The sequence below is a fragment of the Pseudomonas sp. TWI929 genome (genome assembly GCF_039673335.1).
Lineage (GTDB): Bacteria > Pseudomonadota > Gammaproteobacteria > Pseudomonadales > Pseudomonadaceae > Aquipseudomonas.
This window is the reverse complement of the sequence record NZ_JBDJLK010000008.1, coordinates 42,381-61,782: the sequence shown is the minus strand read 5'-3', so window position 1 is coordinate 61,782 and position 19,402 is coordinate 42,381. Positions and strand designations below refer to the sequence as shown.

Below are 19,402 nucleotides of genomic sequence, written 5' to 3'. Positions count from 1 at the left end.
AGTAGTGTCTACGGGTAATTTGGATTTCGAACAGTTCCGGGTCTTCCTGGAGAAAGCCTGTGGCATCCTGCTGGGCGAGAATAAGCAGTACCTGGTTTCCAGCCGTCTCAACAAGCTGATGGAACAACAGGGCATCAAGAGCCTGGGCGAGCTGGTGCAGCGCATCCAGGCCCAGCCGCGTGGCGGTTTGCGCGAGCAGGTGGTCGATGCCATGACCACCAACGAGACCCTGTGGTTTCGCGATACCTACCCGTTCGAAGTGCTGAAGAACAAGGTGATCCCCGAGTTCATCCGCAACAACCCCGGCCAGCGCCTGCGCATGTGGTCGGCGGCCTGTTCGTCGGGGCAGGAGCCGTATTCCATCTCGATGGCCATCGACGAGTTCGAGCGCAGCAACCTTGGCCAGCTGAAAATGGGCGCGCAGATTGTCGCCACCGACCTGTCTGGCACCATGCTGACCAACTGCAAGACCGGCGAGTACGACAGCCTGGCGATTGCCCGCGGCCTGTCTCAGGAGCGCCTGCAGCGCTACTTCGACCCCAAGGGGCCGGGGCGCTGGGCGGTCAAGCCGGCGATTCGCAGTCGCGTCGAGTTCCGATCGTTCAACCTGCTCGACAGCTATGCCAGCCTGGGCAAGTTCGACATCGTGTTCTGCCGCAACGTGTTGATCTACTTCTCGGCGCAGGTGAAGAAGGACATCCTGTTGCGCATTCACAGCACCTTGAAACCGGGTGGCTACTTGTTCCTCGGCGCCTCGGAGGCGCTGAACGGGTTGCCGGACCATTACCAGATGGTGCAGTGCAGCCCGGGGATCATCTACCAGGCCAAGTAAACCAGAAGGCCGGCAGCGAAAGTTGCCGGCCTTTTTGTTTGCCTGTGCCGGCCTCTTCGCGGGCATTTGTGCCTGCCGAGATCACTGTGGGAGCGGGTTCACTCGCGAAGAGGCCAGCGCAGGAAAAACCCTGACGTCAATTTTTTGTTTTGCCGCTTTTGCCACCTGGCAATTGCCGCTTTCGCCGCCCCAGGCGGAAGGCCTTTGCCGCTTTTCTGGCATCACTCTGACAGTACCCTACCGCCAAAGCCCATAAACACGGGCTTTGCAGTGGTTGGCACAGCCCTTGCTATACCTTGCTCAACGAAATTCCGGTCAACCTCCGAAGGTTTCCCCGACATGAGCATCAGCTTCGACAAGGCGCTTGGCATTCACGAAAAGGCCCTGGGCTTCCGCGCCCAGCGCGCCGAAGTGCTGGCCAACAACATCGCCAACGCCGACACGCCCAACTACAAGGCGCGTGACATGGACTTTTCTTCGGTGCTCGCCGCCGAAACCAGCAAGCAGCAAAGCGGCCGCTTCGCCATGGACCGTACCAATAGCCGGCACATCGAAGCTGAAGGCCTGGCCATTGCGGCTGACGATACCCTCAAGTACCGCACGCCGCTGCAGCCGTCGATCGACCAGAACACCGTGGATGCGCAGATCGAGCAATCGAACTACACCGAAAACGCCATCGGCTTCCAGGCCAGCTTCACCTTGCTCAACAGTAAATTCAAAGGGCTGGTTTCCGCCCTGCGGGGAGAATGACCATGTCCCTTTCCAGTGTCTTCAATATTGCCGGTAGCGGCATGAGCGCGCAGAACACGCGCCTGAACACCGTCGCTTCCAACATCGCCAACGCCGAGACCGTGTCTTCGAGCATCGACCAGACCTACCGCGCCCGCCACCCGGTGTTCGCCACCACCTTCCAGGACGCGCAGGCCGGCAGCAGCCAGTCGCTGTTCGAAGACCAGGGCGAAGCAGGGCAGGGCGTGCAGGTAAAAGGCATCGTCGAGGACCAGAGCACCCTGGAAGCGCGCTACGAGCCAAACCACCCGGCGGCGAACAAGGACGGCTACGTCTACTACCCGAACGTCAACGTGGTCGAGGAGATGGCTGACATGATCTCCGCCAGCCGTGCGTTCCAGACCAACGCCGAGCTGATGAACACGGCCAAGAGCATGATGCAGAAAGTCCTGACCCTGGGGCAGTGATAGGAAGCCGACATGACCACCACCAATTCCACTACCGACGTCGGCAGCGCATACCTGTCCTCGCTGCAGAAGCAGACGTCCAAGACCGACAGCGCTACCGGTACCGCCGGCAGTGCGCTGGGCAAGGATGCCTTCCTGCAGTTGCTGGTTACCCAGATGCAGAACCAGAACCCGCTCGACCCGCAGGAAAACGGCGAGTTCGTTGCCCAGCTGGCGCAGTTCAGCAGCCTTGAGGGCATTCAGTCGCTCAATGATTCGGTGCTCTATATCGCCGCCGGCTTCCAGTCGTCCCAGGCCCTGCAGGCCTCGTCGCTGGTCGGGCGCAACGTGATCGTGGAAACCGGCAAGGCCGTGGTCGACACCAGCAAGGAAATGAAAGGCTCGGTGAATGTGACCTCGTCCAGTACCTCCACTTCGGTGGGTATCTACGACAAGGACGACAAGCTGGTGCGCACCATCGACCTGGGTAGCCAGGCCGCTGGCAAGGCCGATTTCACCTGGGATGGCCTGGATGACGACGGTGAAGCGTTGCCTGCCGGCACCTACACCTTCAAGGCCACCGGTTCGGTCGACGGTACCGCCACCAGCTTGACCACCAACCTGCCAGCCACGGTCACCAGCGTGACCATGGGCACCAACGGCGCGGAAATGACGCTCAACCTCGCAGGGCTGGGCAGTATTGCGCTTTCCAAAATTCAGAGCATTGGCGTCTAGGGCCCAAGCTAAACGACAGGAGTTTTAGCACATGTCTTTCAATATCGGCCTTAGCGGCCTCTATGCAGCCAACAAGGCCCTGAACGTTACCGGCAACAACATTGCCAACGTTGCCACCACCGGTTTCAAGTCTTCGCGCGCCGAGTTCGCCGACCAGTACTCCAACTCCATCCGCGGCACCAGCGCCGGCAAGACCGTGGTGGGCAGTGGTGTGAAGACTGCGGCGGTGTCGCAGCTGTTCACCCCGGGTAACATCAATGGCACTGGCCAGGCGCTGGACATGGCCATCGATGGCAACGGCTTCTTTGCCTTGAACGACAACGGCTCGAAAATCTACACCCGCGCCGGTGCCTTCTACAGCGACAAGGATGGCTACGTGGTCAACTCGTCGGGCGCCAACCTGCAAGGTTATGCCGTGGATGCCAACGGCAAGATCATCCAGGGTGTGCTGACCAACCTGCAGATCGACACCTCGAACCTGACGCCGAACCCGACCGGGCGCGTCTCCGAGAGCGTCAACCTGAACTCCAGCGCCACCGCGCCAACCGAGACGCCGTTCGACCCGACCAAGACCGGCACCTACAACTACACGTTCAACACCGACGTGTACGACAGCCAGGGTAATGCGCACCAGTTGAACCAGTACTTCGTCAAGGATGCTGCCAGCAACTCGTGGACCATGTACACCACCATCGATGGCCGCAACCCTGCCGACCCGACTTCGACCACACCGCTGGCCAACAAGCTGCCGTTCAAGTCTGACGGTACCCTGGACACTGCAGCCATGACCGCAGGCCCAGTAACCGGCGGCCTGACCATCGCGGCCAACAAAACCTTCAGCCTCGACAACTGGATTCCGGCACAGAAGAACGCCGCCGGCGTATGGGGTTCCAACGGTGCCAGCGCCAGCGCAAGTGGGGTCAACCTGGACATGCTGGGTACCACCCAGTACAACGCTGCGTCCGCCACCACCGCCAAGAGCCAGGATGGCTTTGCCACGGGTGAGCTGTCGGGCCTGACCATCGACGAAAACGGCAACATGTTTGCCAACTTCACCAACGGCCAGGACAAGGTGATCGGCCAGGTTGCCATTGCCAACTTTGCCAACCTGCAGGGCCTCACCCCTATTGGTGGTACTGCCTGGAAAGAGTCCTACGCTTCGGGCGTGCCAGTGATCGGCGCCCCGGACACCGGCACCCTGGGCCAGATTACCGGCGGCTCGCTGGAAGACTCCAACGTCGACCTGACGGGTGAACTGGTCAACCTGATCAAGGCGCAGAGCAACTACCAGGCCAACGCCAAGACCATTTCCACCGAAAGCACCATCATGCAGACCATCATCCAGATGAGCTGATGCTCGTTTGTTAGTGCACAGTTGTGTGTGATTGGGGCTGCTTTGCAGCCCGTCGCAGGCAAGCCAGCTCCTACAGGGAAACGCGTTCCCCTTGTAGGCGCTGGCTTGCCTGCGATGGGCCGCAAAGCGGCCCCAAATTCTAAAAGGCTAACGCTAATGAAACGGCTAATGCTCACAGCCCTCCTGGCCATGGCCTTGCCGCTCTCGGCCGCCCCCGCGCCGTTCTACCAATGGCAAAGCCTGGCCACCGGCCGCTACATGTGTTCGGCCACCAACCCAGGCGATGGCTGGGTACGCCATTCCGGCCCGTACAACAACGCCGGCTGCCGTACCTACTGAGCAAACCCTTGCCGCAGGCGGCAAATATCCGCCGACAAACTGACGTTTATTGCCCCTTGCCTGGCTGAGCCCCCCGTAAACAGGGGCTTGCGGACTTGGTTCGATTATTGCTTGACCCTGCGCAGTGACAGCGCGGCAGGTGCGCGCATAGGAGATGCTGTGGACAAACTGCTTTATGTGGCCATGACCGGCGCCAGCCAGAACGCGCTGGCGCAAAAGGCCCACGCCAACAACCTGGCGAACGTTTCCACCAACGGTTTTCAGCGTGACCTGGAACAGGCGCGCTCGATGCCGGTGTTTGGCGACAGCTTTCCGGCGCGCGCCTTTGCCATGACCGAGCGCCCGGCTACCGACTTCAGCGAGGGCCCACTGGTGGAAACCGGCCGCGACCTCGACGTGGCGGTAACCGGCAAGGGCTTTATTGCCGTGCAGGCGCCGGATGGCAGCGAAGCCTATGTGCGTACCGGCAGCCTGAATATCGACGCCCTCGGCGTGCTGCGCGCCGGCAACGGCATGCCGGTGATCGGCAACGGTGGCCCGATTGCCATCCCGCCAGAGCAGAAGGTGGAAGTGGGCGCCGACGGCACCCTCAGCATCCGCTCCATGGGTGAAGACCCGCGGGTGATCGCCGAAGTCGACCGCATCAAACTGGTCAACCCGGACACCAAGGGCCTGAACAAGGGCCCGGACGGCCTGATCCACACCACCTCTGGCCAGCCGGCCGATGCCGACGTCAACGTACGGGTGGTATCGGGCTTCCTGGAAGGCAGCAACGTCAACGCTGTCGAGGAAATGACCTCGGTGCTGGCGCTGTCCCGCCAGTTCGAACTGCACGTCAAGATGATGAACACGGCCAAGGAAGGCGACGAAGCCATGGCTCGGGTTTTGCAAATCGGCTAATCACTTTTGAACGGGTGCCGTAAAACAGGCGCACGAGGAGAACTTACATGCTTCCGGCTCTTTGGGTCGCTAAAACCGGCCTGTCCGCCCAGGACACCAACCTGACGGTCATTTCCAACAACCTGGCCAACGTCTCCACCACCGGCTTCAAGCGTGACCGTGCCGAATTTGCCGACTTGCTCTACCAGATCAAGCGTCAGCCTGGCGCCCAGTCCACCCAGGACAGCGAGCTGCCGTCGGGCCTGCAGGTCGGTACTGGGGTGCGCATTGTCGGCACCCAGAAAAGCTTCATCGCCGGTAGCCTGCAAACCACCGAAAACCCGCTGGACATGGCGGTCAACGGCCGTGGTTTCTTCCAGGTCCTGCAGCCGGACGGCACTGTTTCGTACACCCGTGACGGTACCTTCCACCTGAACTCCGACGGCCAGATCGTTACCGCCAACGGCTACGCCCTGGAGCCTGCCATCGTCGTGCCGAACGACGCGCAAACCTTCACCGTGGGCACCGACGGCACCGTGTCGATCACCACTGCCGGCAACCCGGCTGCGCAGGTGATCGGCAACATCCAGACCGCCGATTTCATCAACCCGGCCGGCCTGCAGGCGATCGGCGACAACCTGTTCCTCGAAACCGCCGCCAGCGGTGCGCCGCAAGTCGGCACCCCGGGCCTGAACGGTTTCGGCACCACCCAGCAGCAGACCCTGGAAAACTCCAACGTCAGCACCGTGGAAGAGCTGGTGAACATGATCACCACCCAGCGTGCCTACGAGATGAACTCCAAGGTCATCTCCACCGCCGACCAGATGCTGTCGTTCGTTACCCAGCAGCTGTAAGCCGCATTGATCTTTCGTTACACCCGTGCCCGTGAGGTAAGCGTCATGAATCGTCTGTTGTCCGTTTTCGCCCTGGGGGGGGCGGTGTTGCTGGCAGGTTGCGTCGCGCCGACGCCCAAGCCCAACGACCCGTACTACGCGCCGGTACTGCCGCGCACCCCGTTGCCGGCAGCGGCCAACAACGGTTCGATCTACCAGGCCGGTTTCGAGCAGAACCTGTACAGCGACCGCAAGGCGTTCCGGGTGGGTGACATCATCACCATCACCCTCAACGAGAAAACCTCGGCCAGCAAGAACGCCGGTTCGCAGATCCAGAAGAACAGCAACGCCAACATTGGCCTGACGTCATTGTTCGGCACCACGCCGAACACCAACAACCCGTTCGGCAGCGGTGACCTGTCGCTGGAAGCCGGCTACAACGGCGAGCGCGCCACCAAGGGCGACAGCAAGGCCACTCAGGGCAACACGCTGACTGGCTCCATCACCGTGACCGTGGCTGAAGTGCTGCCCAACGGCATCATCGCCGTGCGTGGCGAGAAGTGGCTGACCCTGAACACCGGCGAAGAGCTGGTGCGCATTGCTGGCATGATCCGCGCCGACGACATCGCCACCGACAACACCGTGCCGTCCACCCGTGTGGCCGACGCGCGCATCACCTATTCCGGTACCGGCTCGTTCGCCGATGCCAGCCAGCCCGGGTGGCTGGACCGCTTCTTCATCAGCCCGCTTTGGCCTTTCTGAGTACGGATGACCATGTTCAACGTGAGGCAGTTGCTTGCCGCAACCCTGCTCCTGTCCTGTGCCTTTGCGGCCCAGGCCGAGCGCCTGAAGGACATCGCCAGCATCTCTGGCGTGCGTTCCAACCAGTTGATCGGTTACGGCCTGGTGGTGGGGCTTAACGGCACGGGGGACCAGACCACCCAAACGCCGTTCACCCTGCAAACCTTCAACAACATGCTGTCGCAGTTCGGCATCAAGGTGCCGGCCGGCTCCGGCAACGTGCAGCTGAAGAACGTCGCGGCGGTGTCGGTGCATGCCGACCTGCCACCGTTCGCCAAGCCCGGCCAGGTGGTGGACATTACCGTGTCCTCGATCGGTAACTCCAAGAGCCTGCGCGGCGGTAGCCTGCTGATGACCCCGCTCAAGGGTATCGACGGCAATGTCTACGCCATCGCCCAAGGCAACCTGGTGGTGGGCGGCTTCGATGCCGAGGGCCGTGACGGCTCGAAGATCACCGTCAACGTTCCGTCGGCCGGTCGCATCCCTGGCGGTGCCAGCGTTGAACGTGCCGTGCCGAGCGGCTTCAACCAGGGCAACAGCCTGACCCTGAACCTCAACCGCCCCGATTTCACCACCGCCAAGCGCATTGTCGACAAGGTCAACGACCTGCTCGGCCCTGGTGTGGCCCAGGCCGTGGACGGTGGCTCGGTGCGGGTCAGTGCGCCCATGGACCCAAGCCAGCGCGTGGATTACCTGTCGATCCTCGAAAACCTCGAAATCGACCCGGGCCAGGCCGTGGCCAAGGTCATCATCAACTCGCGTACCGGCACCATCGTCATCGGCCAGAACGTCAAGGTGTCGCCTGCAGCGGTGACCCACGGCAGCCTGACCGTGACCATTACCGAAGACCCGATCGTCAGCCAGCCGGGGCCGTTCTCCAACGGCCAGACCGCCGTGGTGCCACGCTCGCGGGTTAACGCCGAGCAGGAAGCCAAGCCGATGTTCAAGTTCGGCCCGGGCACCACGCTGGATGAGATCGTCCGCGCGGTGAACCAGGTGGGCGCAGCGCCCAGCGACCTGATGGCCATCCTCGAAGCCCTGAAACAGGCCGGCGCCTTGCAGGCCGACCTGATCGTGATTTGAGGACGGCGCGGATGAACAGCAAAAGCCTGGTTACCGGCAGCGGCGACAGCGGTGCCTACACCGACCTCAACCGCCTGAATGCCCTGAAGCATGGCGACCGCGACAGCGAAGCCAACGTGCGCAAGGTGGCGCAGGAGTTCGAGTCGCTGTTCATCAGTGAAATGCTCAAGGCCTCGCGCAAGGCCAGCGACGTGCTGGCCGATGACAACCCGATGAACACCGAAACGGTCAAGCAGTACCGTGACATGTACGACCAGCAGCTGGCCGTGAGCATGTCCCGCGAGGGCGGCGGTATCGGCCTGCAGGACGTGCTGGTGCGCCAGCTGACCAAGGGCCGCAGCGCGTCGATCAACACCAGCCCGTTCCCGCGTGTCGATAATGCTGGCCCGGCGCTGTGGGGCAACAAGGTGGCGGAGCCGGTACACGCCACGGATACGGCCACCACCCGCAACGACGTCGCCGCGCTCAACTCGCGGCGCCTGGCGCTGCCGAGCAAGCTCACCGACCGCCTGCTGGCTGGCATCGTGCCGTCGGCAGCCACCGCCAACAGCGCTGCCGTGCCGGCCCGCGAGGGCCAGCAAGTGGCCAAGGCCTTCGCCGTACCAGACAGCGGCCTGCGCATTGTCGGCCGCGCCGTGGCTCAGCCGCCGCTTGCGCCGAACAAGGCCTTCGCCGACAGCGACGCATTCGTCGCCACCATGCTGCCGATGGCCGAGCAGGCCGCCAAGCGCATTGGCATCGACCCACGCTACCTGGTGGCCCAGGCCGCCCTGGAAACCGGCTGGGGCAAGTCGGTGATGCGCAATACCGATGGCAGCAGCAGCCACAACCTGTTCGGTATCAAGGCCACTGGCAACTGGCAGGGCGAGCAGGCCAGGGCGATTACCAGCGAGTTCCGCGATGGCCAGTTCGTCAAGGAAACGGCGGCGTTCCGCAGCTACGACTCGTATCAGGACAGCTTCCACGACCTGGTAAGCCTGTTGCAGAGCAATTCTCGCTATCAAGGTGCGCTGGATTCGGCCGATAACCCTGAGCAGTTTGCAAGAGAGCTGCAAAAGGCAGGTTATGCGACCGACCCGGGCTATGCGCGCAAGATCATCAGCATCGCCCAGCAAATGCAGACAACCCCGCAATACGCCATGGCTGGCAGAACCACGAATCTATAAAAGGACTAAATCATGTCGAGCCTGATTTCGATCGGCCTGAGTGGCCTGAGTGCCAGCCAGGCGGCCTTGTCGGTAACCAGTAACAACATCGCCAACGCCGCGACCAGTGGCTATTCGCGCCAGCAGACGATCCAGGCGGCGGGGCCCTCGCACAATATCGGCGCCGGCTTCCTCGGCACCGGTACCACGCTGTCAGACGTGCGCCGCATCTACAGCTCCTACCTGGACAACCAGCTGCAGACCGCCACCTCGCTGCAGGCGGATTCGGTCGCTTACCAGGACCAGATCAACAGCGTCGACAAGCTGCTGGCCGACCGCGACACCGGCATCAGCTCGGTGCTCACTGCGTTCTTCTCGGCCCTGCAGACCGCAGCGGCCAAACCCGGTGACGTGGCCTCGCGCCAGCTGCTGCTGACCCAGGCGCAAACCCTGAGCAACCGTTTCAACGCGGTAAGCGCCCAGCTGACCCAGCAGAGCGAAACGATCAACTCCCAGCTCGACACCATGGCTGGCCAGGTCAACAAGCTGACCGCCAACATCGCCGAGTACAACAAGCAGATCGCCGCAGCCAGCGGCACCGGCAACACCCCCAACAGCCTGCTGGATGCGCGCAACGAAGCGGTGCGCCAGCTCAACGAGCTGGTGGGTGTGACGGTGCAGGAGCGCGACGGCAACTACGACGTGTACCTGGGCAGTGGCCAGTCGCTGGTTACCGGCAACAAGGCCAACACCCTGTCGGTGCAGCCTGGCGCTGCCGACAAGAGCCAGGCCAGCCTGCGTATCAACTACGAGTCGTTCAGCTCCGACGTGACCTCGGTGGTGACCGGTGGCGCGATCGGTGGCCTGCTGCGCTATCGCCAGGACGTGCTGATGCCGTCGATGAACGAGCTGGGTCGGGTTGCTCTGGTGGTGGCCGACAGCATCAACAGCCAGCTGGGCCAAGGCTTGGATGCCAACGGCCAGTTCGGCAGCTCGCTGTTCTCCAGCATCAACAGCGCCACCGCCATTGCCCAGCGCAGCCTGGCCTCGTCGAACAACAGTACAGGTTCCGGCAACCTGGACGTGACCATTGCCGATAGCGGCGCGCTGACCACCTACGACTACGAGGTGACGTTTACCAGCGCCAACCAGTACAGCGTGCGCCGCTCCGACGGCACCGACATGGGCAGCTTCGACCTCAGCGCCGACCCGGCGCCGGTCATCGACGGTTTCAGCCTGTCGCTGAAGGGCGGCGGCCTGGCAGCAGGGGACAGCTTCAAAGTGATCCCCACCCGCGCAGCGGCGGGCAGCATCAGTACCGTGCTCACCGATGCCAACAAGCTGGCCTTTGCCGGGCCGATCAGCGCCACGGCGGGCAGCGGCAATGCCGGCACTGGCACCATCACCCAGCCGTCGCTTGGCGAAACGCTGGATATCTACGGCGGTGCCGACACCGCGCTGGTGCAAAAGGCAATCAGCGACTCGATGCCGGTGCGCGTGGTGTTCGACGCCGCCAGCGGCGGCTCCCAAGGCTACAAACTGTACGACGCCAAAGGTACCCAGATTGGTACCGGCAGCGTGGTGCCTGGCCAGGACAACAAACTGTCCATCGCCGTGCCGATGCTCGATGCCTCTGGCAACCCGATTCTCGATGCCAGCGGCAACCCGCGCAGCTTTGCCGTCGAAACCACCATCGGCGGCAGCCCGGCGGCCAACGACAGCTTCACCCTGTCGTTCAATGCCGACGGCAAGGCAGACAACCGCAACGCCAACGCCCTGCTGGACCTGCAAACCAAGTCGACCGTGGGTACCAACTCCGGTACCGGCACCAGCTTCACCTCGGCTTATGCCTCGCTGGTCGAGCGGGTAGGGGCCAAGGCCAGCCAGGCCACCATCGACACCACGGCGACCCAGGCGGTGCTCAAGTCCGCCACCGAAAGCCGCAGCGCGGTGTCGGGCGTGAACCTCGATGACGAGGCGGCCAGCCTGGTGAAGTTCCAGCATTACTACACGGCGTCGTCGCAGATCATCAAGGCGGCGCAAGAAACCTTCAGCACCCTGATCAACGCCTTGTAAGGAGTAGACGACCGTGCGTATTTCCACTGCTCAGTTCTATGAGACCAGCGCCACCAGCTACTCGCAGAACTACTCCAACCTGGCCAAGATCACCGAACAGGTCACTTCCAAGTCGCGCATCCAGTCTGCCGGTGACGACCCGGTTGGCGCTGCGCGCCTGCTGGTGCTGCAGCAGCAGAGCGCCTTGCTGGAGCAGTACAGCGGCAACATGACCACGGTCAAGAATGCCCTGCTGCAGGAAGAGAGCGTGCTCTCCACCATCAACGACGCCCTGCAGCGCGCCAGCGAACTGGCGATCCAGGCCGGTAACGGCGGCCTCAGCGATGCCGACCGCACCTCGATTGCCAGCGAGATCAAGGAAATCGAAGCCAACGTGTTCGGCCTGCTGAACACGCGCGATGCCAACGGCGACTACATGTTCGGCGGCTCCAAGTCGTCGACCCCGCCCTATGTGCGCAACGCCGATGGCACCTACAGCTACCAGGGCGACCAGACCCAGCTGAGCCTGCAGGTGTCCGACACCCTGCGCTTGGCCACCAACGACACCGGCTACAGCATTTTCGACCAGGCCACCAACAACAGCCGCACCCAGTCGAACCTGGTGGCGCCGTCGCCGGATGATGGCAAGGTGCTGTTGTCTGGCGGCCTGCTGACTTCGGCCACCACCTACGGCAACCAGTTTGCCGCCGGCCAGCCGTACACCGTCACCTTCACCAGTGCCACCGAGTACAGCGTGAAGGATGCCGCCGGCAACGACATCACCACCGAAACCGCAGGCAAGGGTAAGTTCGACGTCAACACCGAAGGCGGCAAGATGATCTCGCTGCGCGGTGTCGACTTCGAGGTCAACCTCAACCTCGCCGAAGGCGACGATGCCGACGCTGTGGTGGCTGGCCACGTGTTCACCCTTGAAGCCAAGCCAGACACCCTGACTGCCACGCGCAGCGCCGGCAACCCGTCGACGGCGCAGGTGACCGGCACCAGCATCACCGACCCGGAAGCTTACCGCAGCACCTTCCCCAGCGACGGCGCGGTGATCCGCTTTACCAGCGACACCGAGTATTCGCTGTATGCCCAGCCGTATAGTGCCGACAGCAAGCCGATTGCCTCGGGCACGGTAGGGGCGGGCAACGCGGTCACGGTGGCTGGCGTTACCTACCAGTTCGACAGCGCGCCAGCGCAGGGTGACCAGTTCTCGGTGAGCGCCAATACCCACCGCACGCAGAACGTGCTGGACACCCTGGGCCAGTTGCGCAGCGCCCTGGAAAAGCCGATTGACTCGCCAGAGGCGCAGGCCGCGCTGAAAACCGCCACCGACTCGGCGATTTCCAACCTGGCCAGTGCCCGTGACCGCATCGACATCACCCGCGGTTCGATCGGTGCGCGGGGCAACTCGCTGGATATTCAGGCGCAGGAAAACGAAAGCCTGGGGCTGGCCAACAAAAGCACGCAAAGTGCCATTGGTGATACCGACATGGCCTCGGCGACCATCCAGCTGACCCTGCAGCAAGCCATGCTCGAAGCCTCGCAGCTGGCCTTTGCGCGCATTTCGCAGCTGAGCCTGTTCGACAAGATCTGATCCATCGCCTGGCAGGCTGGAGCGCTCGCCCTGGCGGGCGCTGCTGCCGTGTTCAACTTCTGGAAGCTGGTGCGGTCCCTGTGGGAGCGGGTTCACCCGCGAACACCGGCGCAGCCGGTGCCATCCACCGCGTCGCCTGCTTCGCGGGTAAACCCGCTCCCACAGGGATCGAGCAGGTTTCAGGATCACACATAACTGTGGGATGCTTTTTTTACCCGCCTTTCGCGACTGAAGGCCTATCCCGCAGGTGTTGTGCCCGCCCGGTCACCCCCAAAATTCCCCAGTCCCCACACCTTCCGCACGGCTTTCGTAGCATTTCAATGTGACCAATGAGTCAAAACGTTCATCTTCCCTGTATTCTATGCAGCAGCTGTTGCAGCATTTTGTTACCGGTGCGCAGGCGAGCACTGCCTTCAGCCCCCAGCGGTGACGCTCCGGTATTTGGCGCCCTCAATTCATCGAGTGGTGGTCTTTGGCTGTTTTCATTGGGAAGCCAGAATGATTGGCATCAAAAGCATCGCGAGTTACGTGCCCACCGCTGGCCTGGACAACTACGTCCAGGGTGCGAAGTTCGGCAAGGACGAAGAGTTCATGTTCGGCAAGATCGGCGCGTCGTTCCTGCCGCGTAAAGCCGCCGAACAGGAAACCTCCGACCTGTGCGTAGAAGCCGCCCAGGCGCTGTTCGCCAGCAACCCCGACCTCGACCCGCAATCGATCGATGCGCTGATCGTGGTCACCCAGAACGGTGACGAAGAAGGCCTGCCGCACACCGCCGCCATCGTCCAGAGCAAACTCGGCCTGTCTACCCGCGTGGCAGCGTTCGACGTGTCGCTGGGCTGCTCTGGCTATGTGTACGGCCTGTACGCGATCAAGGGCTTCATGGAAGCGGCAGGGCTGAAAAACGGCCTGCTGATCACTGCCGACCCGTATTCGAAGATCGTCGACCCGGAAGACCGCAATACCACCATGCTGTTCGGCGACGCCGCCACGGCCACCTGGATGGGTGAAAATGCGGTATGGAACCTGGGCCAGGCACGTTTCGGCACTGACGGTTCCGGTGCCGAGCACCTGAAAGTCACCGATGGCAAGTTCTTCATGAACGGCCGCCAGGTGTTCAACTTCGCCCTGGTCAAGGTGCCGGCGCACCTGCACGAGCTGCTCGACGCCAGCGGCCTGAAGTCGGCGGATATCGACGCCTTCTGCATCCACCAGGGCAGTGCGGCGATTGTCGATGCCGTGGCGCGCCGCTTCGAAGAGCAGCACCCGGAGAAGTTCGTCAAGGACATGCTGGAAACCGGCAATACCGTGTCCTCCAGCGTGCCGCTGCTGCTGCAGAAGCACATGCTCGACGGCAGCTGGAAGCGCGTGGCGATCAGCGGCTTCGGCGTGGGCCTGTCATGGGGCTCGGCCATCCTCTATCGCGACTGATCCCTCTCAGTCCAAAAAAAAGCGCCCGGCGGCCACCGCCCGGCGCTTTTTTCATGCCTTAAAAAAATCGCGGCTCCGGGTGCGTTCCCTATGTGGGAGCGGGTTCACCCGCGAACACCGGCGAAGCCGGTGCCATCCACCGCGTCGCCTTCTTCGCGGGTAAACCCGCTCCCACAGGAGAGGGTGGTGGTGCTGAGAACCGGCACCCGGGCTATCTTGCTTGGAACTTGACGCCAATAATCCGCCCTTAACCCCTTGATTTCTCTGGGCTGGCCCCCTGCCAGTATTTTTTTTTCGAAAAACCCCTCAAGCAACCCGCGCACCCGACGATAACCATTACGAAGGTTCTCTAGGCCACACCCGGCTGTCGCCAGGGCCGGAAGCCGCAGTATCCATACAACGAGGAATTCGTCATGGCTTTGACCGTTAACACTAACATCACCTCCTTGGGCGTTCAGAAGAACCTGAACCGTGCTTCCGACGCGCTGGGCACCTCGATGTCCCGCCTGTCCTCTGGCCTGAAAATCAACAGCGCCAAAGACGACGCCGCTGGCCTGCAGATCGCCAACCGTCTGACCAGCCAGATCAAAGGCCTGAGCGTTGCCGTGAAAAACGCCAACGACGGCATCTCCATCGCCCAGACCGCTGAAGGCGCGATGCAGGAATCGACCAGCATTCTGCAGCGTATGCGCGAACTGGCCCTGCAGTCGGCTAACGGCTCGAACAGCGGCGACGACCGTACTTCCCTGCAGCAGGAATTCACTGCTCTGTCGGGTGAGCTGACTCGTATTGCAAAGACTACTACTTTCGGTGGCCGTAACATTCTGGACGGTTCGTTCCAGAACGTTGGCTTCCAGATCGGCGCTAGCGCTAACGAAACTATTTCGTTTGGCATGACCGATATTGGCGCTACTGGTTTGAAAGGTTCTTACAGCGAAGCCACCGTTGACGGCGACGCGATGAAAGGTCTGACCAAAACTTCCCTGGGCACCAAGCTCGTCACACCGGCAACGCCTGCAGGTGTTTCGGTTGATGGTGCAGCAACTGCCGCACTGCAGGCTGCCGGTGCTGGTTTGGGTGCTGCTGGCACCATTTCGATCAATGGTACAAACGTCAATCTGGCTGCTGGCGATAAAGGCGCTGCTGTAGCGACCAAAATTAACGCCGCTGCAATTGGTGACGTTAAAGCAGAATGGGATGAAACTGCAGGTAAACTGAAACTTACCTCTACTGGGCAGATCGCCACTGGCGGCGCTGATATCGGTAACATTGGTCACACAACTACTACCACTTCTCGTACTGCCACAGGTGTCGCCGTTGAAGGCGTTGCTACCGCAGCGCTGAAGTCTGGTGGCGCCGGCCTGGGTGCTGCTTCCGCAATTACGGTAAACGGTACAACTGTTAACCTTGCGGCGGGCGATAAAGGTGCTGACGTTGCTTCTAAAATCAACGGTGCCTTGATTGGTGATGTCAAAGCTGAATGGGACGATACCGCTGGTAAGTTGAAACTGACTTCCGCTACCGGTATCACAACTGGCGGTGCTGATATTGCTAGCGTTGGTCTGACAGGTAGTGTTGCGGGCGTTACTGCTCCAGTGCCAGCGGCGACTAAGACTGGCGCCACTGCCCTGGAAAAAGCTGGCGATATCACTGTAAACGGCACTGCAGTATCTTGGAAAGCTGGCGATGATATCGACAGCGTACTGGCAAGCATCAAAAATGCTGATGGCATTGCAGATGCAAAAATCGAAGATGGGCGTATCAGCATCACCTCAGAAGATGGCAGCGATGTCAAACTCGCCAACGCCAGCAGCGGTGCTCTCGGCCAGCTGGGTCTGACCGCCGGGTCTGCAGAGGCACGCACCAGCCAAGATACCTCGATCACTCTGAACAATGTTGAAGTCAAGTTCGTCAAAGGCTCTACTGCCCAGGAAATCGTTTCGGCGATCAATAGCGCAAGTACTGGCGTAACTGCTAGCCTGAGCGAAGATGGCAAGTTGTCGCTGTTCTCGGACAAGGACATTTCCATCGCTGACGGCAGTGCGGGCACTGGCTTGGATATCCTGGGCCTGACTGGTAAAACCGGTGCTACGGCGATTTCGATGGAAACCACCGTTTCCAATCTGAATATCACCGATGCCAAATCTTCCCAGATTTCTATTCAAGCCCTTGATGCGGCCATCGCTCAGGTCGACAGCCAGCGCGCCCAGCTGGGTGCCGTTCAGAACCGCTTCGATAGCACCGTCGCCAATCTGAATAGCATCTCGGAAAACTCCACTGCTGCCCGCAGCCGTGTTCAGGACGCCGACTTCGCTGCCGAAACCGCCGAGCTGACCAAGCAGCAGACCCTGCAACAGGCTTCCACCGCGATCCTGTCCCAGGCCAACCAGCTGCCGTCGTCGGTACTGAAACTGCTGGGCTAATTCAAAAGCTGAGTAGTTTGACGAAGGGTACGGTGACGTACCCTTTCGTCTTTCCAAGAAAAAGAGGTGTAAGACATGGATATGAGCGTGAAACTGGGCCTGTCCTATCCCGCCTCCGCTGCGCTCGACGCATCGACGAGCAAGCGGCAAGCAAGCGAGCAGGCAGCCAACGAGCCTGTCGACAAAGAATCCAAGCCTGCAGCCCGGCAAGACCTGGAAAGCGCCGTCAGTGCCATCCAGGACTTCGTCAAGGCTTCAGAGCGACAACTCGACTTTTCGATCGATGACTCTACTGGTCAAGTGGTGGTCAAGGTCATCGCTCGCCAGAGCGGCGAAGTCATCCGTCAGTTGCCCTCCGAAGTGGCACTGAAGCTGGCGGAAAACCTGAAAGATGCCAACAGCCTGCTGTTCAATACCCAGGTTTGAATTGGCATGACATTTGATTGTCAGCGCAGGGACGCCTTTTCGTCGAAAAACCGGCGGATATGATTAAGGAGATGTGAAATGGCGAGCTCAACCATCAATGGGCTTGGCTCTGGCCTGGATATCAGCGGTATCGTAAAGGCCCTTGCGGATGCTGAGAAGGCACCGAAGCAGTCCCAGATCAATACCCAGACCGCTACGGCGACGACGACCCTTTCAGCAATCGGTACGGTTAAGAGCGCGCTGGATACCTACCGAGCCGCGATTGCCAAACTGAATACCCAGGCAAGTTTCAGCGGGTTGGCTGCAACTTCATCTGATGAGGCGGTTGCAAAAATCAAGCTGGGCGATGGCGCATCGTCGGGTAATTATTCACTTGAAGTTACCCAATTGGCGACGGCATCGAAAATTTCGACGCAGGTATATAACTCTACCTCGTCTGTGGTCAATGCTTCGGGGGAAAGCCAGACGCTGACCATTACCCAAGGAAGCGCCACTCACAGTGTTGCGATCGCTACTGGCAGTACCCTGCAGCAGGCGCGGGATGCTATCAACGGGCAACTGCAGTCCAAGGGCATCACCGCTAACATCGTCACCGATTCAAGCGGCTCGCGTCTCATTTTCTCATCTACGCAGATGGGTGAGGGTACCGAACTGACGCTGGGCGGCAGTGCTGATATGGCTGCCGATGTAACTACCCTCGCTACGCCGCAGAATGCTAAGTACAAGCTAGATGGCATGGAGCTGCAATCGGCTTCCAACACTGTCACCGGGGCGGTGAGCGGTGTAGATATCGAATTGATCAAGGAGGGTAAATCCTCCCTGTCTGTGGCGAGTAACAATGCTACGTTGAAGAGCTCTGTTCAGTCTTTTGTGACGGCTTACAACGCTTTGATGACGGCTATCAACGGGCAGACCAAGGTCACTGCTGGTGCTGACGATAGTAGTGCTTCCGGGGCTTCGCTTACAGGTGACGCTACCATGCGGTCCTTGGTCAACTCGATCCGGAGTGAGCTCACGCGAAGCGTTGGTACCGGCTCGCTTCGTACTTTGTCGCAGCTTGGTATCAATACTGTTCAGAAAACGGGCTTGCTCGAATTTAGTGACACCAAATGGGACGCGGCGGTCAAAACCTATGGTGCTGACATCAACGGCCTTTTCACGGGTAAAGATGGTCTTTTGACGCGTATGACCGCGGCCACTGAAGACTATACGAAGGCCGGTGGCATACTTGCTTCACGGCAGGCTAGCTTGACGACACAGCTCAAAGAGTTGGAAGAATCGCAAAAAACGCTCGACCGTCGCATTGAGTCGCTGACAGATACCCTAACCAAGAAATACAACGCCATGGACACCATGGTCGCCCAACTCAAGTCCACTAGCGACAGTGTGATGAGCACGCTGAACGCACTGAACAAAGCCAACAGCGACGACTGACCGTACTAAAGAAAACCGTGGCAGGGCCGATGCAGTTGGTATGCGGCCCCTGTCCAGCAGCCCCGTTCACTGAGGATCCCCCATGCACCCGATGAGAGCCCTTCGCCAGTACCAGAAGGTCAATTCCCACGCCCAGATTTCCGAAGCCACTCCACACCGCCTGGTGCAGATGCTGATGGAAGGCTCGCTCGACCGCATGGCTCAGGCCAAGGGGGCAATCGCTCGTGGCGACGTTGCTCAGAAATGCATCATGCTGGGCAAGGCCATCGACATCATCGGTGGCCTGCGTGAAGGCCTGGACAAGGAAAAAACCGACAATCCAGACGAACTGGACCGCCTCGACAGCCTGTACGACTACATGGCCCGTCGCCTGACCCAGGCCAACCTGCACAGCGACCCGGCGATGATCGACGAAGTCGCCCAGCTGATGATCACCGTGAAAAGCGGTTGGGATGCCATCGCCTCAGCCGAGCAATAACCGCCAAGGAGTGCCCATGAGCGCGTTGCAGCAAATCGAAGATACCCGCCAGGCCCTCAGCGAGGCCCTGCAAGCGCGCGACTGGGCCGCCATCGGTGAGCTGGACCTGGCGTGCCGGGCGCTGATGGATGAAGTGCTGCAGGATGAGCAGGAAGATGAGGCCGCCGTGCGGGCCAAGCTGGAAGCGTTGATGGCGGTTTATCGTCAGCTAATCGACGTTGCAAGTGACGAGCGTCAATCGTTGGTCACGCAAATGTCGAATATCAATCAAGCGAAACAAGCCACAAAGGTATACCATCTGTTCAGCTGAGGCTGAGCAAAATGCAACGTTTCGGCGCCATTAATTTGACTGCCTTTAAGTTTTTGACTTTACTAGTGGCTG

Annotated in this window: 19 protein-coding genes; all 19 read left to right on the top strand. The window is 60.8% G+C overall.

From position 1 onward, the window contains the following. Nucleotides 1-4: 4 nt before the first annotated feature. The 19 genes from cheR to ABE456_RS06065 all read left to right on the top strand — a co-directional run bounded on the left by cheR (nt 5) and on the right by ABE456_RS06065 (nt 19,330). Nucleotides 5-832, top strand: coding sequence for a protein-glutamate O-methyltransferase CheR (cheR, locus tag ABE456_RS06155; protein WP_004575768.1), 828 nt, complete (start codon nt 5-7; stop codon nt 830-832). A gap of 339 nt (nt 833-1,171) precedes the next feature. Beyond that, nucleotides 1,172-1,582 (top strand): flagellar basal body rod protein FlgB, encoded by a 411-nt coding sequence (flgB, locus tag ABE456_RS06150; protein WP_016711821.1) that lies wholly within the window; start codon nt 1,172-1,174, stop codon nt 1,580-1,582. A gap of 2 nt (nt 1,583-1,584) precedes the next feature. Beyond that, nucleotides 1,585-2,028: a flagellar basal body rod protein FlgC gene (gene flgC / locus ABE456_RS06145; protein ID WP_024087485.1), complete on the top strand. Its 444-nt coding sequence runs from the start codon at nt 1,585-1,587 to the stop codon at nt 2,026-2,028. A gap of 12 nt (nt 2,029-2,040) precedes the next feature. Next, complete coding sequence (gene flgD, locus ABE456_RS06140; protein ID WP_346643149.1) at nt 2,041-2,742, top strand: flagellar hook assembly protein FlgD; 702 nt, start codon at nt 2,041-2,043, stop codon at nt 2,740-2,742. Between the two features lie 31 nt (nt 2,743-2,773). Continuing rightward, complete coding sequence (gene flgE / locus ABE456_RS06135) at nt 2,774-4,096, top strand: flagellar hook protein FlgE (RefSeq protein WP_346643148.1); 1,323 nt, start codon at nt 2,774-2,776, stop codon at nt 4,094-4,096. Between the two features lie 168 nt (nt 4,097-4,264). After that, complete coding sequence (locus ABE456_RS06130; protein WP_024087482.1) at nt 4,265-4,435, top strand: hypothetical protein; 171 nt, start codon at nt 4,265-4,267, stop codon at nt 4,433-4,435. Nucleotides 4,436-4,594: 159 nt separating this feature from the next. Continuing rightward, entirely contained in the window at nt 4,595-5,335 is a 741-nt protein-coding gene (locus ABE456_RS06125) for a flagellar basal body rod protein FlgF (RefSeq protein ID WP_024087481.1), read from the top strand. Between the two features lie 47 nt (nt 5,336-5,382). Continuing rightward, on the top strand, nt 5,383-6,168 hold the full coding sequence (gene flgG, locus ABE456_RS06120; RefSeq protein ID WP_024087480.1) for a flagellar basal-body rod protein FlgG: 786 nt from the start codon (nt 5,383-5,385) through the stop codon (nt 6,166-6,168). A 45-nt stretch (nt 6,169-6,213) separates the two neighbouring features. After that, a complete protein-coding gene (gene flgH, locus ABE456_RS06115) occupies nt 6,214-6,909 on the top strand; it encodes a flagellar basal body L-ring protein FlgH (protein ID WP_024087479.1) in 696 nt (231 codons plus the stop codon). A 6-nt stretch (nt 6,910-6,915) separates the two neighbouring features. Further along, on the top strand, nt 6,916-8,031 hold the full coding sequence (locus ABE456_RS06110) for a flagellar basal body P-ring protein FlgI (protein ID WP_346643147.1): 1,116 nt from the start codon (nt 6,916-6,918) through the stop codon (nt 8,029-8,031). A gap of 11 nt (nt 8,032-8,042) precedes the next feature. Continuing rightward, the gene (gene flgJ, locus ABE456_RS06105) at nt 8,043-9,197 is read left to right on the top strand and encodes a flagellar assembly peptidoglycan hydrolase FlgJ (protein WP_346643146.1); all 1,155 of its coding nucleotides are present in this window, start codon (nt 8,043-8,045) and stop codon (nt 9,195-9,197) included. A 12-nt stretch (nt 9,198-9,209) separates the two neighbouring features. Beyond that, complete coding sequence (gene flgK, locus ABE456_RS06100; protein ID WP_346643145.1) at nt 9,210-11,252, top strand: flagellar hook-associated protein FlgK; 2,043 nt, start codon at nt 9,210-9,212, stop codon at nt 11,250-11,252. Between the two features lie 13 nt (nt 11,253-11,265). Further along, complete coding sequence (locus tag ABE456_RS06095) at nt 11,266-12,831, top strand: flagellar hook-associated protein 3 (protein WP_346643144.1); 1,566 nt, start codon at nt 11,266-11,268, stop codon at nt 12,829-12,831. 498 nt (nt 12,832-13,329) lie between these two features. Next, on the top strand, nt 13,330-14,259 hold the full coding sequence (locus ABE456_RS06090; protein ID WP_024087474.1) for a ketoacyl-ACP synthase III: 930 nt from the start codon (nt 13,330-13,332) through the stop codon (nt 14,257-14,259). A gap of 413 nt (nt 14,260-14,672) precedes the next feature. Then, nucleotides 14,673-16,682 (top strand): flagellin, encoded by a 2,010-nt coding sequence (locus tag ABE456_RS06085; RefSeq protein ID WP_346643143.1) that lies wholly within the window; start codon nt 14,673-14,675, stop codon nt 16,680-16,682. A 75-nt stretch (nt 16,683-16,757) separates the two neighbouring features. Beyond that, on the top strand, nt 16,758-17,108 hold the full coding sequence (locus ABE456_RS06080) for a flagellar protein FlaG (protein ID WP_346643142.1): 351 nt from the start codon (nt 16,758-16,760) through the stop codon (nt 17,106-17,108). A gap of 78 nt (nt 17,109-17,186) precedes the next feature. Continuing rightward, nucleotides 17,187-18,542, top strand: a complete 1,356-nt coding sequence (gene fliD, locus ABE456_RS06075; RefSeq protein ID WP_346643141.1) for a flagellar filament capping protein FliD — start codon at nt 17,187-17,189, stop codon at nt 18,540-18,542. 82 nt (nt 18,543-18,624) lie between these two features. Continuing rightward, nucleotides 18,625-19,020: a flagellar export chaperone FliS gene (fliS, locus tag ABE456_RS06070; protein WP_346643140.1), complete on the top strand. Its 396-nt coding sequence runs from the start codon at nt 18,625-18,627 to the stop codon at nt 19,018-19,020. Between the two features lie 16 nt (nt 19,021-19,036). Next, on the top strand, nt 19,037-19,330 hold the full coding sequence (locus tag ABE456_RS06065; protein ID WP_156858277.1) for a flagellar protein FliT: 294 nt from the start codon (nt 19,037-19,039) through the stop codon (nt 19,328-19,330). The last annotated feature ends 72 nt before the right edge of the window (nt 19,331-19,402 follow it).

Bases quoted from the DNA above. Each gene is read 5' to 3' on its own strand.
- flgG (WP_024087480.1), top strand. From the start codon at position 5,383: ATGCTTCCGGCTCTTTGGGTCGCTAAAACCGGCCTGTCCGCCCAGGAC.
- ABE456_RS06080 (WP_346643142.1), top strand. From the start codon at position 16,758: ATGGATATGAGCGTGAAACTGGGCCTGTCCTATCCCGCCTCCGCTGCG.
- flgC (WP_024087485.1), top strand. From the start codon at position 1,585: ATGTCCCTTTCCAGTGTCTTCAATATTGCCGGTAGCGGCATGAGCGCG.
- fliS (WP_346643140.1), top strand. From the start codon at position 18,625: ATGCACCCGATGAGAGCCCTTCGCCAGTACCAGAAGGTCAATTCCCAC.
- flgB (WP_016711821.1), top strand. From the start codon at position 1,172: ATGAGCATCAGCTTCGACAAGGCGCTTGGCATTCACGAAAAGGCCCTG.
- ABE456_RS06090 (WP_024087474.1), top strand. From the start codon at position 13,330: ATGATTGGCATCAAAAGCATCGCGAGTTACGTGCCCACCGCTGGCCTG.
- flgJ (WP_346643146.1), top strand. From the start codon at position 8,043: ATGAACAGCAAAAGCCTGGTTACCGGCAGCGGCGACAGCGGTGCCTAC.
- ABE456_RS06085 (WP_346643143.1), top strand. From the start codon at position 14,673: ATGGCTTTGACCGTTAACACTAACATCACCTCCTTGGGCGTTCAGAAG.
- fliD (WP_346643141.1), top strand. From the start codon at position 17,187: ATGGCGAGCTCAACCATCAATGGGCTTGGCTCTGGCCTGGATATCAGC.
- ABE456_RS06110 (WP_346643147.1), top strand. From the start codon at position 6,916: ATGACCATGTTCAACGTGAGGCAGTTGCTTGCCGCAACCCTGCTCCTG.
- ABE456_RS06130 (WP_024087482.1), top strand. From the start codon at position 4,265: ATGCTCACAGCCCTCCTGGCCATGGCCTTGCCGCTCTCGGCCGCCCCC.
- flgK (WP_346643145.1), top strand. From the start codon at position 9,210: ATGTCGAGCCTGATTTCGATCGGCCTGAGTGGCCTGAGTGCCAGCCAG.
- ABE456_RS06065 (WP_156858277.1), top strand. From the start codon at position 19,037: ATGAGCGCGTTGCAGCAAATCGAAGATACCCGCCAGGCCCTCAGCGAG.
- flgH (WP_024087479.1), top strand. From the start codon at position 6,214: ATGAATCGTCTGTTGTCCGTTTTCGCCCTGGGGGGGGCGGTGTTGCTG.
- flgE (WP_346643148.1), top strand. From the start codon at position 2,774: ATGTCTTTCAATATCGGCCTTAGCGGCCTCTATGCAGCCAACAAGGCC.
- flgD (WP_346643149.1), top strand. From the start codon at position 2,041: ATGACCACCACCAATTCCACTACCGACGTCGGCAGCGCATACCTGTCC.